Consider the following 17325-nt stretch of genomic DNA (forward strand, 5'->3'; position numbering starts at 1 on the left):
CTAACGCTCTAGATCACCCTTCCACATGAATGCTTATAGACATTCACTCTCGTTGCATTACTCAAACACCCACACCTTTCACTCTCATGGCTTAATCCGAGTTGTTCCATCTCCTAAACGTCCAAGCGAAAAATCATAGAATGATCTAGTTATCTCTTCTGACTCATATTGTTCCCTAACCAGACCTGTAAAGGAGGTGAGGCTTTATGTGAAAACCAGGGCGTCTATTTCGTCCGTAATAAAGATCATTTTACCGTTTTATTCTGCAGAGAAGGGCATATGTACCAGACTAAATTACAAAACCGGGTAAAAGGAGTGGAAAAGTTTGATAAAGATTAATCGGTTACGCAAGCCCATCTCCATGGGGCTCTCGCTTCTCCTTGCATTTTCGATCGTTCATCCGGTTTCAGCTGAAAACTCCCCATCATCCAAATTGGATATGAAATCTGGACTCGCCAAAGTTACGGAATCCAAAGTAAACGCCAAGTTGACCAAAGAATTTGAAGGTAGTGAATATGTTACCTATCTGGTGAAAATGAAGGAGCAGGTGGATACAGCAGCGGTCTCCAAACAGGCGTTGGAAAAGGCGACGATCGCCAAACAAACGGCCTCAGCCACGAAGCTGTCCGTTCGAAATTCCGTCGTCAGCTCTCTGCGGGAAACGGCCTCACGTACACAATATACATTGGAAAGTTATCTGGAAAAGGAAATTGACCTGGGCAAGGTCAAAGAATATAAAAGCTATTTTATCGTCAATTCATTGGCAGTAACGAGTACCAAAGAAGTCATGGAGCAGATTGCGCTGCTGCCTGAGGTAGAGAAAGTTCTACCGAATGAGACAAGATACTTACAGAAAGCGGAAGTAAGTAAAGAAGCGGCAAATGCGGCTCCAGCCAAGGATGTTGACCAAACGCCAGCTAAAGACTCGGCAGTCGGAGTTAAAGACAAGGAACCTGCTGCGAAGGACAAGCTTGCGACAGAGAATGTGGAATGGAACCTGGATTACATCAATGCGCCAGCCGTGTGGGATCGGGGCATTGATGGAACAGGAATTGTCGTTGCCAATCTGGACAGCGGTGTGGACTATACCCACCCGGCGCTTCGCAGCAAATGGCGGGGACTGGATGCTTCGGGCAATATCGTTGATCCCGAACTGAGCTGGTATGATCCGCATAGTAATGCTTCCCTTCCTGCGGACGAAGACGGACATGGTACACACACGATGGGTACGATGGTTGGCTCTGAAGCGGATGGCACCAACCAGATCGGGGTTGCTCCCGGTGCAAAATGGATTGGTGTACGCATATTCAATCCGGAAACAACGGATGCCATTATTCTGGATGGTGGACAGTGGTTGATCGCTCCGGTCGATGCAGAAGGCAATCTGCATCCTGAACTTGCACCGGATGTCGTAAACAACTCGTGGGGCGGAGGCGCAGGACTGGATGAATGGTTCCGGCCTATGGTCCAAGCCTGGCGTGATGCGCAGATCTTTCCCGAGTTCTCCGCAGGTAATGTAAGACTGACGAATCCGGGTGGTCCTGGCTCTGTCGCGAACCCTGCCAATTACCCTGAAAGTTTCGCCACGGGAGCCACAGATATTAATGGTAACCTGGCTTCCTTCTCGCTGCTGGGTCCATCTCCGTATGGTGAGATCAAGCCAGAAGTATCTGCCCCTGGGGTAAATATCCGTTCAGCAGTTCCGGGTGGTGTATATGAGGGAGGCTGGAACGGCACGTCGATGGCAGGCCCGCATACAACTGCGCTTGCCGCACTCCTGCTACAGGCCAATCATTCCCTTACTGTGGATCAGCTGGAGCAGATCATTACAGATACAGCAACACCGAGAACGGACAGTCAATATCCGACCTCCCCTAATAACGGTTACGGTCACGGCATCATTAATGCCCTCGATGCTGTGGGTTCTGTACTCGAAGGAATCGGTACGGTATCCGGCAGAGTAGTTACTGCCGGAGATGATCTGGAAGAGCCGGTACTGGCACATACCCCTGTCAATTCTGCCTTTACAGGCATCGATATACCATTAACCGCTCATGTGACAGATAACGTCGCGGTAGTCTCCGTCGAGGCTTTTGCCAAAACGACAGGTACCAACCAGTACGTTTATCTGCCGATGAATCGAATTGCTGGAGATAGCAAAGATGGTACGTATACAGCGACCATTCCGGCATTTCTTATTGAGCCACAAGGCGTGGAGTATTATATTCGTGTGAACGATTACGGCAACAACGGATTCGAAAGTCAGGTATACAAAGTGGCTGTGTCCAATGGTGTTCAGCCAGGATATCTTCAGGATTTTGAAGAAGATCAGCTGGGATTCACCACTGGTGGGACCGGAAGTACCTGGGTCTGGGGAGCGCCAAGCAGCGGTCCTGGAAGTGCATACTCTGGTGAGAAGGTGATTGCAACTAACCTGCAAGGGACTTATGTGGCGAATAGTAATGCATATCTGCTTGCGCCGCCAATTGATCTTACCGAGAGTCCGGAAGGTGCATTATTATCCTTCAAGCACTGGTATGATTTGGAGAATAACATCGACTTTGGCAAGGTATACATTGCTTCCGAGGACAGCGACTATGTGTTTGAAGAGTTGCTGAGCTTCACGGGCACTGGCGGTAACTGGAAGACACAATATGTGGACCTTCGCGAATACGCGGGACAGCAGGTATTTATCAAATTCAATCTGACCAGTGATAACTCGGTGCAAAAGGCAGGTTGGTACATTGATGATTTCGCAGTAGAAGCCTTGGATGAGATTGCGCCGGGGGCACCTGCCGGATTGTCTGCGACTGCTGATATTCTGGGCAATGTAGCCTTGAGCTGGACTGGGCCGAGCGATGAGGATCTCGAATCCTATATCGTATATCGTTCCACAACCGCAGGTACAGGTTATGAATCCATTGGAACTGCAACAGGAACAACGTTTACAGATACGTCTACCGTGACGGATTCGACGTATTACTATACCGTTGCCGCACTTGATTATAGTGGCAATGAAAGCGACAAGTCGAATGAGGTATCCATTACAGTAGAGGTGCCTCAGGACATCTATATCGATCATTTTGACGGCAGTGATGATAATGGCTGGACTCACTCGGGAACCAAAGATGAGTGGGAACGGGGCATTCCGGTAACGGGACCTGCCAGTGCTGTTTCTCCGCCGAATGTCTGGGCGACTGATCTGGACAATACGTACGAGAATGGCTCTAACTATTCACTCGTATCTCCGGTTATTGATTTGACGAATGTATCCGAAGGGACCCTTGCGTTTAATCATTGGTACGAGATTGAGAGTGGATACGATTACGGTTATGTGGAAGCTACCAAAGATGGTGGAACAACATGGTCGGAATTGGGCAAATTCTCACACAGTACAAACGGCAAACAATGGGCACCGGTATTCTATGACCTCGATGCACTTACCGGCAATGAAGTTCAATTCCGGTTCCGTCTGACCTCAGACAACAGTGTCGTGAAGACAGGCTGGTTCATTGATGATTTCCGTGTACTGGGTGTTTCTGCGGAGACCGTAACCGAGGACAGTGCGGTTGTGCTTAATAGCGACAAACCGAAACCGTCCTATGATAACCCATGGTACAAAATTTCACGGACTGACAAAGCCGAATTTAATAAAACGAAACAGCAACAACCGGAAGTTGAAAAACCAGGAACAGGTTCGGTTAATCCGCAAAGCCTGCCTGCAAGTGCAACGGTTACGGTGCTGGAAACCGGTCGTTCAGTGAAAACGGATTCGGCTACAGGCAAGTATAGCTTCACACACGTAGCTGGTGATTACACGTTAAAAGCTGAGGCATATGGATATTATCCTCGAACTCAGCAGGTAACGATCACCGATGGCAGTGGAGCCAAAGCCAACTTTAATCTGGAGGCAATTCCGCATGGACAGATTGAAGGTGTAGTAACGGATGAGCGGACAGGACAACCACTGGCTGATGCTTCCGTTCTCGTGGTGGAAGATGCGAAGGTAGGTGAAGTCCGCACAGGTTCAGATGGCAGCTTCGTTATTCAGGTATTGGAAGGAAGTTATACTCTGTCCATCCGTGCTGCTGATTATTACAGTAAAACCGTTACTGTAACTGTACCTGGTAATGGTACGGCAGAGGCGAATGTTGCCTTGAAACCATTCATCGGTTTCCCAGGGGAAATTGCTTATGATGATGGAACAGCAGAGAACGCACGAGCTTTTAACGCTGCGGATAACGCTTGGGCGGTTCGAATGACACCAGAGCTGGAGACCGCTCAACTAACAGGTGCATCGTTCCGATTCTGGAACACCGAATGGCCTGTACCTGGAGGTACAGCGTTCCAATATGCTGTCTATGATGCTTCGGGTACTGGCGGTGCTCCGGGACGACAACTGGCTGGACCATTTGACGGTACTGCACTTCGTAACGATCAATGGACAACCGTTGAATTCCCGGAACCGGTCATTGTAACAGGTGATTTCTATATTGTGTATGTACAGAGTGTAGCTGGAACTGGTGCTCCGGGACTGGCTACTGATGAGAATGGTACGAATGCAGGTCGAAGCTGGCAGCGAGTAGGTGGCGCGTGGAGCACTTCACCTGCAGAAGAAGGTAACTACATGATTCGTGCAGTTGTGAGATATCCGGTAAATGCACCTGTGCTTACGACACCAGCGAACACATACACGAATCAGTCAACTTTTACGATATCGGGAACGTCTCCGGCATCCGGTGCCCAGATCAAGTTTTACAACGGCAAGGATCTGGCTGGCACTACAACCGTGGCGAATGGGAAATTCTCGTACGGTGTGAAACTCCGTTCTGGGATTAATGCGATTACTGCCGAGGCCGTGGTGGATGGCAAAACAACCGACCGTTCACTCCCCGTCGTCCTTATTCTGGATCAGACCAAACCGCAATTGACGATTCTCACGCCTGCTCAAGGGGATCGCATCAATGCAGAAGTGGTTCACGTAACGGGTAATGTCGTGGAACAATTCCTCGATAAAGTAACCGTTAACGGACAAACCGTACAAGTGGGCAAAGACAGAAGCTTCAGTCATCGCGTATTGGTCAATGAAGGCGAGAACACGATTACCATTACAGCAACCGATATCGCTGGCAACAAAACAACCGTAACGCGTACCGTCTACGTGGAAACGGCATTGCCAGAACTTACGAACATTACGCCAGCTGAAGATGTTCGCATCACATCAGGGGAGAGTGTCACCGTTTCATTTGACAGTAAACCTGGTCTGCAAGCCTCTTTCCGAATTCAGTTACCGCTGAATCTGAGTGCCCAAGGGGCAGGAGAGATTCCGTTGGTGGAGACTGCGCCTGGTCGCTACACAGGTACGTACACTACACCTTCATCCCTTGTTCTTGAGGGCGGAGTTATCGTGATTCGTGCCCAGGATGCAGCTGGCAACAAAGTAGAGACGGAAGCAGCTGGACGATTGTTCGTCAGCGCAGCACAAGAACAATCAGTTCCAGAACCAGATTCGAGCCCAGCAGAGACGGAATCTAATGAATCCAGTCCACCGTCCACTGAGGGTTTGCAATCTTAATTATTCAAAGTGTGAACCGGATGTTAACTGTGTTTTGACTATCTAAGCAAGAAGCCGATAAGCCGAGGTATCAGGGCTTGTCGGCTTTTTGTTATATTCTCTTTTCATAGCTGACGCCTAAGATTAGTTCGAGAGAATTGCATATACTGCATGGTTTGCAGCATTAGGATCAACAAATACGACAACAGGAGGAGTGAACAGTGGGAGTTGATGCATTACAACGATCCCAACCGTTACGAAGTAAATGGCTCAAAACTAAAATACTGCTGAACAACTCGGCTATCAAACCATTCATCCCTGATACACAGCGATATAGCCAATCTAACCTTAAGTCCATGCTGGGGAAATATAGAATGGTATATATCAAACCTGAGATAGGCACCTTTGGAATGGGAGTCATTAAGGCTGAGATGCACAATCATCACCATTTTGCCTACCAGATCCATCAAAAGCGCCTGACGTTCAACAGCTTCGAGTCGTTTCATCGAAGTCTGACCCATCTGGTTAAGCAGAAAAGCTATCTCATTCAGCGAGGTATTCATCTCTTGCAATATCACAACAGGCGCTTTGACATACGGGTAATGGTCCAGTTGAATCCCGGGCAGAAATGGGAAGCGACCGGGGTCATCGGCCGACTGGGTCATCCCAAGAAAATCGTGACCAACTACCATAGTGGTGCCAAGCCAATGAGTATTCACACCTTGCTTAAATCCCACGCTTCCGACAAGCGGATTAAAAAATTGATCCAAGAGATGAACCGCTTGGGCATTGACATAGCCCGACACATGAGTAAGAAGTACACTCGTTTGAAGAGCATTGGGGTGGATATCGGGCTTGATCGAAGTCTAACGCCATGGATTATTGAGGTAAATGCCAAGCCAGATCCCTATATTTTCAATCAGCTAAAGGACAAGACGATGTATCGTAAGGTGATCCAATATGATCGTCAGAACAGACCCTAAAAGATACCGTAGTCAAAAAGAAGCCAAAAAATATAAGTTTTGCAAGGGGCGGGTGGGAGAAAGGCAGTTTGATATGCGACCTAAATGCCTAAAAGACGTATATCCCTTAAGTCATTATCAGATGGATAGGGAGATGAACGATGAGAACACAAGTGAAAATATTTGAAAATGCAAGTACTTTAGAGTTGGAGAAAGAAATGAATGAATTTTTAAATGGGATCAATACTGTAAATGTAGTGGATATCAAGTATTCTCAAGTAGCCGTTTCTAACGGTGGTTATGTTATAAATCATTTCTCGGCTATGGTTATGTATGCCAAATAAATTTAATCATGAACTTTAGAAAATGAAGCATTCCATGGGGATGCTTTTTCTTTTGCGCTCATATGACAGAAGGTGAGTCTTCTCTTTCTTCACATTAATGATATAACATGATATATTAGGATGTAGAACATGAGAAGTATGGGTATTTATGGAGGTGCTTGTATTGGGGAAAGACTCGGCATCCAAGCCGATGTATGAACAGATCTTTGAATCCTTGCGTGAACGGATACAGCTTCATCAATATCAAGTGGGTGAGCGTGTTCCTTCGGAAAAGGAATTATGTGATGAATTCGGAGTTAGCCGGATTACGACGAAAAAAGCGCTTGAGATGTTGGCGAGTGAACAATTAATTGTTCGTCAGCCGGGAAGGGGTTCTTTTGTAGCTGATACGGCAGATATGTTACAGGAAAGACCTGCCAAATCTGCTCCGCGTGCTGCGGTTAAAGATCCGGAGAAGAAGCTGCTCATTGGCCTGGTCATGACCAACTTCAGTGACATGTACGGTACAGAACTGTTATATGGGATGGAAGAAGCTTCGCGAGAGCATGATTGTTTTCTCGTCCTTAGACGATCCTTCGGGATTCCCGAGCAGGAGGAACAGAGTATTCAGGAACTGCTGGAACTGGGTGTGGACGGATTGATTATCTTTCCCGCACAGGGTGAATACTTCAGCGATGAGATTCTTAAACTGGTCGTTAACAAATTCCCGTTTGTCCTGATTGATCGGTATTTGAAAGGCATTCCGGCTTCATCTGTCAGTACGGATAACGTAGGCGCGGCGAGAGAAGGGACGAATTATCTGTTCAACCTAGGTCACCGACACATCGCTTTTCTGACAGAGCCTCCAGCGAACACCACTCCAATTGAAGAACGAATTGAAGGCATCATTGAGGCTCATCACGATCAAGGAGTGCTGGTAAACAGGGAACTGTGGTTGGAATCTTTTCTTTCGACATTGCCCAGTGTGTTCGATCCTCAAGTCGAGGTCCGTGATGTGGAGACACTGGTGGAACATTTACAGAAATACCCGCAGATTACTGCACTCTTTGCTGCGGAGTATCATATTGCTTTACTTGCAGAGCAGGCAGCAGATCGGCTTGGTCTGAGGATTCCGGAAGATGTGTCCATCATATGCTTTGATAGTCCGAACGCTGCCGAAGGCAGTCGTGTAACACATATGAGACAAAGCCAGTTTGATATGGGAAAACAAGCATTCGAAATGGTGCTTCAAAGTATGCAGAACAACGAAACTGCAGTGAATAGAGTCGTTCTTCCTGCCCGCTTGGTGAAGGGGAAATCGACGAGTACGGTGAGATAAAAAGGTGAATTTTAATGGCTTAATATTCATTGTGTTGAATCAGGGGCTTCGTGTAAACGAGGCCTCTTTTTTGTGCGGATAAAAAGGGGATAGTTAATTTGATTGGTATACTATTTGTTGTCGTTTAATTAAAATAACATGCTAATATATAAATAAATATATTGACATAACATTATATTCGTTTTAGGATGATGAAAGCGGTTAACAAACTGGATTACATAAGGAGGACAACATGCTGACACCCAGAGATAATCAAGAAATTTCCCCCTCGATATACGACATGGTTGATCAGGTTAACAAACGTATGCCGGACCATCCGGAACTTAACCAAATGTTCAAAAATTGTTTCACCAATACGATGGCGACCACAATTCAGCGCAAAGAAGATGGAACAACTTTTGTGATTACAGGAGATATTCCTGCGATGTGGTTACGTGATTCTGCCGCTCAGGTCAGACCTTATCTGCTTCTCGCTTTAGAGGATGAAGATATCGCTGACATGATCGCTGGACTGGTTGAACGTCAACTGAATTATATTCTCCTGGACCCTTATGCAAACGCTTTTAATGAGACGGAGAGTGGAAAAGGACATCAGGAAGACCTGACGCAGATGAATGATTGGATCTGGGAACGGAAGTATGAGATCGACTCACTGGCTTATCCGATTCAGCTCAGTTATCTCCTGTGGAAGAACACGGGGAGAACAGCTCAATTCAATGATACGTTCCGTAAAGCAGCCGAGATCATCATGCAGTTATGGCAAGTGGAGCAACATCATGAGACGAAATCACCCTACACGTTCCAACGTCTGGATGCTCCCGAAACCGATACGCTCACCCGAGAGGGACGAGGTACTGAAACGGTATACACAGGCATGACCTGGTCGGGATTCCGTCCCAGCGACGATCGCTGTGAATATGGATATCTGATTCCATCCAATATGTTCGCCGTTGTGGCGCTTCGATATCTGCAGGAAATTGCTGAAGCTGTGCTCAAGGATGAAACGCTGGCAGCGACTGCTAAGCAGTTGGAGGAACAGATCAACAAAGGTATTCAGGATTACGGCACCGTTGAACATCCGGAATATGGAACCATATATGCATACGAAACGGATGGGAAAGGCAATCACAATCTGATGGATGATGCCAATGTGCCGAGTCTGCTGTCTTTACCTTATCTCGGATATGTGGATGAGAACGACGTGGTGTATCAGAATACACGCCGCTTCATTCTATCCTCGCACAACCCGTATTTTTATGAAGGAACAGCGGCAGCGGGAATTGGTAGTCCGCATACACCGGAAGGGTACATCTGGCATATCGCTTTATCGATGCAGGGGCTGACTACAGAGGATCGCAACGAAAAACTACGATTGCTGCAGCTCATCCATAAGACGGATGCGGACCCATGAAGGTTTTTCGGCCAACAATCCACATGAATATACACGTCCATGGTTTTCATGGTCCAACATGCTCTTTAGTGAACTGATGATGGATTATTGCGGATTCCGCGTACAGAAATAGGATAGGAAAGCAAGAGATAGCCTGCGAGTACATCATAACGTTCGGAGTTCGTTGAATTCCGACAAGAGGAGAGCGAATCATGAGAAAAATATCATTGAAAATGCCGGTAGCAGCAGTTATGACATCCTTGCTCATTCTTACTACAGCCTGTTCGGGCGGAAGCTCAAGCACAGGCACAACCAGTGATGGCAAGAAGGAAGTAACTGTATCGTTCCGTTCTTCAGGATCTGAAGATACACTTACGAAGTTTTTCCAATCAGGTTTGGTGGATCAATTTGAGAAAGAAAATCCGGATATCAAAATCAACATCGCGCCTGTATTGGCAAGTGAGGGTGATTATACGTCCAAAATGGTTTTGCAGATGAAATCGCCTGATACGGCGCCAGATGTCATTGCAGAAGATACATCCATCATCAAATCCGATGCTGCTGCCGGATATCTGGAGCCGCTGGATTCACAGGTTCAAGGATGGTCCGATTGGGAAGAACACATCATCGACAACCTGAAGGCAGGGGTTACAGGTGAAGACGGCAAGGTGTATGGCGTTCCGGCTACCTCGGACACACGCGGGATCTGGTACAACAAGGAACTGTTCCAACAAGCGGGTCTCGAAGTTCCTTTCAAACCTGCAAGCTGGGCAGAAGTACTCGAAGCAGCACGTACCATCAAGCAAAAACTGCCGGGTGTGACACCACTTAATATGATTGTGGGCAAAGCGAACGGTGAAGGAGTTACTATGCAAACACTGGAAATGCTGCTCTATGGTACGGCGGATACGCTGTATAACGACACCAGCAAGAAATGGGTCGTGAACAGCCCGGGACTGCTGGATTCCTTCAAATTCATAGATCAAGTGTTTAACACGGATAAAACAGGTCCGACCATGCAGGTAGCCTTGAATGGACAAGCTGGCAGTATTGCATTCCAGCAACAGTTCCCACAAGACAAACTGGCGATGGCTGTAGATGGTAGCTGGGCAGGTTCGACATGGGCCGAGAACGGTGCTGCTCCAATTGCCAACGTCGAAGAGAAAATAGGCTTTGCGCCATTCCCAACACAAAATGGGGAAGAACCTGGAGCAACTACGATGTCTGGAGGATGGGCGTGGTCTGTTCCTGCACAAGCGAAGAACAAGGAAGAGGCTTGGAAATTTATCGAGTTCCTGATGAATAAAGAAAATGCGACTGCTCGTGTAGTAGCAGAAGGCAGCCTCAGTCCGCGTAATGATTCCACTGAAGTTGAAGGTTATACGGATCGTCCATATACCAAAGAAGCACAGGAACTCTTGAATGTGGCCCACTTCCGTCCAGCGAATGATCAATATGCAGCGGTATCTGCACAATTGCAAAGCATTGTTGAGAGCATTGCCTCTGGCAAGCTGACGCCGGAAGAGGGAATTACGCAATTGAAGGACAACGTATCCCGTTCCCTTGGCGCGGACAGCATCGAAGAGAAATAAGGATATCGATATATTCGGAGGGGGAGGCACAATCTCCCCTTTTTCCGGTTCGAATGGAGAGTGACTTATGAAAAGGAAAGCACCAGGCTCATTTCTGTTTCTAATGCCTTCCGTACTGTTATTACTTGTGTTTTTCATTGTTCCCATCATTCTGACGATCTGTTTTGCCTTTACGAACATGGCTTTGACCGGGGCGGCAGCCAAGAGTTTGGAATTTGTCGGATTCCAGAATTTCATTAATATGTTCCATGATCCGGACTTCAGGATTAGTGTCTGGCGCACGCTGGTCTTTCTCATCTTCTCCGCAGTGATTGGTCAGGTATTGCTTGGGTTCATTCTAGCTCTTCTAATGAAGGAGAAAAATGTGACGTTCCGCCGGGTCATTGGCATCATCGTCATTGCCGGTTGGGTGACACCTGAGATTGTCGTGGCATTCTGTATGGTGGCCTTTTTCAGTGACAATGGTTCATTGAATCAGATTCTCGGCTGGTTTGGAGCGAATCCAGTCTCCTGGTTGTTCAGTTTCCCTATGGTGAGTGTCATCATCGCAAATATCTGGCACGGCACAGCCTTTTCGATGATGGTCTATCAGTCGGCACTGGATGATATCCCGAAGGAAGTTGAAGAAGCTGCGATTATTGATAGTGCCACCGGGTTCCAGATTGTCAGACACATTACGATTCCAATGGTAAAAGGGTCCATCGTGACCAACATGATGTTGGTTACCCTACAGACACTGGGTGTGTTCACGCTGATCTATACAATGACGGGTGGTGGCCCGGGTACTTCAACACAAACCTTACCGATCTTCATGTACAACCAGGCCTTTGTGAACTATCAATTTGGATACGGCACAGCCATCTCGTTGGTTCTGTTGTTCATCGGTATTATCGCCAGCCTGTTCTACATGCGATCCATGAAAGTGAAAGTGTAACCATGAAGGAGGTTCGATCCCTATGGTCAAACATGGGCTTCAACGCAAAATCCAGTACGGGATTCTAGTTTTTCTAGGGCTCTGTTTTTTATTGCCGCTGCTCTGGATCATTCTGGCTTCATTTGACCCGAACGCGCAGCAGGGCATCAAAATGCCCAGTACCTGGACCATTCAAAATTTCAAAGATGTACTCGGGGATTCGAGCAATCTTCGTTCATTCGGTGTAGGCCTGATTCTGTCGGGAGGGCAAGCGATATTAGTTGTTGTGGTATCGGTTCTTGCTGCGTATCCTTTATCCCGTTATGAAATGAGATTCAAAAAAAGCTTCCTGTTATCCATTCTGTTCATGACAGCTCTTCCGATTACTGCCGTGATGGTTCCGGTATTTCAAATGTTTCTGTTCTTCAAAATGCAAAATAGCATCATTGCCACGATGCTGTTCCTGACGGCATCCTCACTTCCGTACGGCATCTGGATGATGAAAAACTTCATGGATTCGGTGCCAATTGATCTGGAAGAATCGGCATGGATTGATGGTGCATCCGTGTGGAATGGATTGAGACGAATTGTAGCTCCGTTGATGCTGCCGGGTATTGCAACGATAGCGATATTTACCTTTTCCGGAAGTTGGGGTAACTTCTTCGTGCCATACATCCTGCTCCAGACACCGGAGAAACTTCCGGCATCGGTCACGATTTATCAATTTTTCGGCAGCCACGGTATGGTTGAATACGGAAGATTGGCTGCATTTTCACTACTTTATACAATGCCTTCGGTTGTGCTATATATTTTCTCCCAGCGTTACATGTCCAAGGGCTTCAGCATGGGCGGGGCAACCAAAGGTTAATGACAGGAGGTACGCAACATGACAACCAAAAAGACGGCACATCTCATCTCGCATACCCATTGGGACCGCGAATGGTATATGCCTTATGAACATCATCATGTACTGCTCATTGAGCTGATGGATAAACTGTTGGACACGCTCGATCAGGACCCGGAATATCGCTATTTCCATCTGGATGGGCAGACGATTATTCGTGAAGATTATTTGCAGGTTCGGCCTGAACAACAGGAGAGGCTCGACCGTTATATTCGTGAAGGACGCATCCATTTTGGCCCATGGTATGTGTTACAGGATGAATTTCTGACCAGCAGCGAGGCCAACTTGCGTAATCTGCTCATCGGTCATCGTGATGCTCTACCTTTGGGCTTGATATCCAAGACGGGATATTTTCCAGACTCGTTTGGAAATATGGGACAGGCACCGCAGATTCTGCAACAGGCGGACATCCATAACGCAATCTTCGGGCGCGGGGTGAAGCCTACCGGATTCAATAATGCGGTGGTTGATGCAGACAGTTATGAATCTCCCTATTCCGAGATGATCTGGCGTTCGCCGGATGGTTCGGAAGTACTCGGCATTTTGTTCGCGAATTGGTACTGCAATGGGATGGAAGTTCCGGTTGATCCGGAGAAAGCCCGAGCCTATTGGGATAAAAATCTGGAAGATGCCGAGAAATTCGCCTCGACCCCACATCTGTTGTTCATGAATGGTTGTGATCACCAGCCGATCCAGACGGATCTGCCCGAGGCATTACGTACGGCAGCGGCTTTGTATCCTGATGTAGAATTTATCCACTCCAATTTTGACGATTACATTGAGGCTGTTACGACGGAAGTCCCTGAGCATCTGGCGACTATTGAGGGGGAGCTTCGGAGTCAGCACACGGATGGTTGGGGAACACTGGTGAATACGGCATCCGCACGAGTTTACTTGAAACAGTTGAATCAGCAGGGGCAGACGTTACTTGAAAATGTAGCCGAACCACTGGCCGCCATGGCCCATATAGCTGGGGTAAAAGATTATCCGCATCATCTGTTGACACATGCCTGGAAGATGCTGATGCAGAACCACCCGCATGATAGCATCTGCGGATGCAGTGTCGATGAGGTTCACCGTGAGATGGTGACCCGCTTTGCGAAGAGCAGACAGCTTGCAGAGAAATTGGTTTCCCAGAGCGCGCAGGCGATTGCTGAGTCTATACAAGTGCAACCTGCTGAGGTTTGGGGAGAGGAAGCAGTGCTGTTCACTGTGTTCAACACGAGTGGGTGGAATCGAAATGGGATAATTGAGATGGATCTGATTGTGGATAAAGCATTTTTCCCAGAAGGTCCTAATCCTCAAGCGCTTGCTCAGAAAGTGGAAAAAGAGGCACTGCCAGTGTATCAGCTGGTCGATTCGGATGGACGCACGTATTCGGCAGAAATCAAGGATCTGGGTGCACATTTCGGTTATGAACTTCCGAAGGATCGTTTCCGACAGCCCTATATGGCTCGTAAAGTAAAAGTGACTTTCCAGGCGATGGATATACCTTCTCTGGGTTATAAAACGTATGCTCTCATTCCAGTCGCGAAACAAGCAGAAATGGCTGAAGTGCCCCATTCGAGCCAACTCATCCAGGTTGAGGGAATGATGATGGAGAACGGTCATTTGCGGGTGACAGTTGAAGAGAATGGTACGGCAACGATTGAAGATAAGGTCTCTGGTGCTGTATACAAGGGATTGAATTCATATGAAAATACCGGTGATATCGGCAATGAATACGTTTATCGTCAGCCTGAGGGAGAGACGACGCTGACCACGGAGCATCTGAAGGCAGACCTGCGGATTGTGGAGCAGTCTCCGTATCGGGCAGTTATGGAAAGTGTATTACGCTGGGATATTCCGGCTGGAGCAGACGAACTGTTCGAGCTGGAGAAGCGACAGATGGTTCCTTTTACTGAACGGAAGGCGCAGCGAGTCAAGAACACTGTTCCATTGATGATTACGACAACGTATACATTGGAAGCAGGCAGTAATATGGTCAAGGTAAAGTCTGACTTTAATAATCAGGCCAAGGATCATCGACTGCGCGCACTCTTTCCATCAGGACTGGTGACAGAGGATCATTATGCGGACTCCATCTTTGAAATCGCCAAACGCTCCAATACACCGGCCAAAGAATGGGTGAATCCGAGTAATGCACAGCATCAGCAGGCATTTGTACATGTGACCGATGGTGATCATGGCTTGATGATTGCGAACAAAGGGCTGAATGAATACGAAATTTTACAGCATGAAGAGGGCAGTACGATTGCGGTTACGCTGCTCCGTGCCTCTTCGGAGCTGGGAGATTGGGGTGTGTTTGAAACACCGGAAGCCCAATGTCTGGGACCTCAGAGCGTGGAATATGCGATTATTCCATTTGCGGGCGATGCTGCTCAGTCAGGTGCATGTGCATCCGCATATGTGTATCCGATTCCGTGGACGACTGTACAGCTAGGGTCATTAGCGCGTACGTTTGAGCGGGAAAGTCACGTCGAAGCTAATGGGCAGAAGGTGGAACTTCCTTTGTCGAAGCAATGGCTGGCGTGGAATGCACAAGGTTCGGCACTGGCGTTCTCGTCACTGAAGATCGCAGAGGAAACCGGAGATTTGATTGCTCGGTGGTATAATTTGAACTCCGAATCCGTTGAATTGAACGTACAGCTCGGAGTTGAATGTATCACCGTCTATGAGAGCGATGTGCTGGAACGGGTTAAGGACACGTTGGAGGGGCACAGCCAGACGGTATCGGGGTACAAGATTGTTACACAAGGGTACGCGTTCCGTTGAGTTGATTATTGAACATTATAACTTTTCGAAACCTCCTGTTCACGGTAGTGTGGACAGGAGGTTTTTGTTAGTCAAAACATGGTCTTATTGAAGGCTATAGTAACTTTATTGCACGGTACAAGTTCTTTTTATCCAATAAAATAATTAATTTCCAATATAGAAAAATGTGGTATTATTGTGCTAGTTTGTTGTAATGGAGGTAGAGCTAATGATCTATATTTTATTTGTATTATTCGTTGTAGTGATTATTGCACTTAGCCTTTGGGTTCTGAGTTTAGCACGTAAACAAAAGAAATCAGCGGTGCTTTTTGAGGAGAATTACGACTTAAAAGCCATTACTATCGCTGATATAGACAGGATGGAGGATGGCTCTGGCTTCGAGATGTACTTGTACAGATTGTTAATTGAGTTGGGTTATTCAGGAGTCTACAAAACGTTAGGAAGTCGCGATTTTGGTGCAGACGTAGTTTTCACTGATCGGGAAGGTGTAAGAAATGTCATCCAAGCAAAGCGATACTCAATAGAGTATCCAGTTGGCATCAGCGCTGTACAAGAGGTGTTTTCTTGCATGAGATATTACAAGGCTAAGAAAGCAATCGTAATTACTTCATCTCATTTCACAGAGTCGTGTGAGACATTAGCTGGTATTAACTTTGTAAAGTTGATTGATCGAACTGACTTAATTCATGTGATTGAGGCTTTTAAAGACGGTGATGTGATTGAGGCGCGTGACATCATTGAAGGGGAACCGAGGATGATACTTGAATCCTGGTCGGAAGCGAATAGCAACACGCTACATGAGGTTCGAAAAGATTACAAGGCAGAAAAGTATGTAAAAAAAGTGATGAGTAACTGAAAACACATAGCATAGTATTCAGTAGTAAAATGATTAATTACGTTGACTATTCATACATAACCTAAGTGGGAAGAGGGGGGCAATTTTAGTGAGGAAATTGAGTTGGGTTGCTTTATTTTTAGTGCTTTTTTTGTACTTTATTTCGATCTACTCACTATATTCTCATATGAATAATAAATGGCTAGTTAGTCCTCCCAACTATGTAATTCTAATTCTCTCTATTTTAGGACTAGCTCTAGCTATACTTGGTTTTAAAGATACATCTAACAAGTCTACGAAGGTAAGAAGTTGGATCTCGACGGTTCTCTCCGTAGTATTGATCTTCATACTGTTGGGTGCTTTGTCATTTACATCGATATTTTCTGGATCAAAACAATTACTTACGACTACGCATTCACCAGATAAGCACAATACAATAAGTTTCTATAAAACTGACGCTGGAGCCATGGGATCCTTTGGCGTTGTAGGGGAATTAAAAGGTCCACTCTGGTTTAAAAGAGTATTTTACTATGAGGGAAAGACGGATCAGGTAGACTTGGAATGGGTCGATAACCACACGATTTCAATTAATGATCAAAAAGTTAATGTATTGAGCGGTGAAATGGTACGCCGTAGCCCTTAACTTTATAAGATTTTCTTTGAGAGTTAACTGACAGCTAAAGCAAAATTCCTTTACGGAGTTTCGCTTTTTTTTACGTTATATTGAAAAAAAGGTTA

Annotated in this window: 10 protein-coding genes and 1 pseudogene; all 11 read left to right on the forward strand. The window is 46.6% G+C overall.

All coding sequences use genetic code 11. From position 1 onward, the window contains the following. The first annotated feature begins 325 nt into the window (after positions 1-325). The 11 genes and pseudogenes from PAHA3_RS07875 (at position 326) to PAHA3_RS07925 (ending at position 17230) form a co-directional block, all read left to right on the forward strand. Positions 326-5575, forward strand: coding sequence for a S8 family peptidase (locus PAHA3_RS07875; RefSeq protein ID WP_062834228.1), 5250 nt, complete (start codon positions 326-328; stop codon positions 5573-5575). Between the two features lie 200 nt (positions 5576-5775). Further along, on the forward strand, positions 5776-6537 hold the full coding sequence (locus PAHA3_RS07880; protein WP_062834229.1) for a YheC/YheD family protein: 762 nt from the start codon (positions 5776-5778) through the stop codon (positions 6535-6537). Between the two features lie 140 nt (positions 6538-6677). After that, on the forward strand, positions 6678-6860 hold the full coding sequence (locus PAHA3_RS07885) for a sporulation protein Cse60 (protein WP_062834230.1): 183 nt from the start codon (positions 6678-6680) through the stop codon (positions 6858-6860). Positions 6861-7014: 154 nt separating this feature from the next. Continuing rightward, positions 7015-8178, forward strand: coding sequence for a GntR family transcriptional regulator (locus PAHA3_RS07890; protein WP_371327930.1), 1164 nt, complete (start codon positions 7015-7017; stop codon positions 8176-8178). Between the two features lie 232 nt (positions 8179-8410). After that, positions 8411-9701, forward strand: a pseudogene (locus PAHA3_RS07895) (glycoside hydrolase family 125 protein). Between the two features lie 79 nt (positions 9702-9780). Then, positions 9781-11160 (forward strand): extracellular solute-binding protein, encoded by a 1380-nt coding sequence (locus PAHA3_RS07900; protein WP_062834232.1) that lies wholly within the window; start codon positions 9781-9783, stop codon positions 11158-11160. A gap of 67 nt (positions 11161-11227) precedes the next feature. Continuing rightward, entirely contained in the window at positions 11228-12094 is an 867-nt protein-coding gene (locus PAHA3_RS07905; RefSeq protein WP_036608294.1) for a carbohydrate ABC transporter permease, read from the forward strand. 22 nt (positions 12095-12116) lie between these two features. Further along, positions 12117-12941, forward strand: coding sequence for a carbohydrate ABC transporter permease (locus PAHA3_RS07910; protein WP_062834233.1), 825 nt, complete (start codon positions 12117-12119; stop codon positions 12939-12941). A gap of 18 nt (positions 12942-12959) precedes the next feature. After that, positions 12960-15752 (forward strand): alpha-mannosidase, encoded by a 2793-nt coding sequence (locus PAHA3_RS07915; RefSeq protein WP_062834234.1) that lies wholly within the window; start codon positions 12960-12962, stop codon positions 15750-15752. Between the two features lie 208 nt (positions 15753-15960). Next, the gene (locus PAHA3_RS07920; RefSeq protein ID WP_062834235.1) at positions 15961-16608 is read left to right on the forward strand and encodes a restriction endonuclease; all 648 of its coding nucleotides are present in this window, start codon (positions 15961-15963) and stop codon (positions 16606-16608) included. An 88-nt stretch (positions 16609-16696) separates the two neighbouring features. Continuing rightward, positions 16697-17230 (forward strand): DUF5412 family protein, encoded by a 534-nt coding sequence (locus PAHA3_RS07925; protein ID WP_062834236.1) that lies wholly within the window; start codon positions 16697-16699, stop codon positions 17228-17230. The last annotated feature ends 95 nt before the right edge of the window (positions 17231-17325 follow it).

This window comes from Paenibacillus amylolyticus (genome assembly GCF_001570725.1).
In the GTDB taxonomy this organism is placed as follows: Bacteria; Bacillota; Bacilli; order Paenibacillales; family Paenibacillaceae; genus Paenibacillus; species Paenibacillus amylolyticus_A.

What these genes read in the sequence shown, in the direction of transcription:
- PAHA3_RS07910 (WP_062834233.1), top strand. Translation starts at nt 12,117, where the DNA reads ATGGTCAAACATGGGCTTCAACGCAAAATCCAGTACGGGATTCTAGTT.
- PAHA3_RS07885 (WP_062834230.1), top strand. Translation starts at nt 6,678, where the DNA reads ATGAGAACACAAGTGAAAATATTTGAAAATGCAAGTACTTTAGAGTTG.
- PAHA3_RS07900 (WP_062834232.1), top strand. Translation starts at nt 9,781, where the DNA reads ATGAGAAAAATATCATTGAAAATGCCGGTAGCAGCAGTTATGACATCC.
- PAHA3_RS07915 (WP_062834234.1), top strand. Translation starts at nt 12,960, where the DNA reads ATGACAACCAAAAAGACGGCACATCTCATCTCGCATACCCATTGGGAC.
- PAHA3_RS07905 (WP_036608294.1), top strand. Translation starts at nt 11,228, where the DNA reads ATGAAAAGGAAAGCACCAGGCTCATTTCTGTTTCTAATGCCTTCCGTA.
- PAHA3_RS07920 (WP_062834235.1), top strand. Translation starts at nt 15,961, where the DNA reads ATGATCTATATTTTATTTGTATTATTCGTTGTAGTGATTATTGCACTT.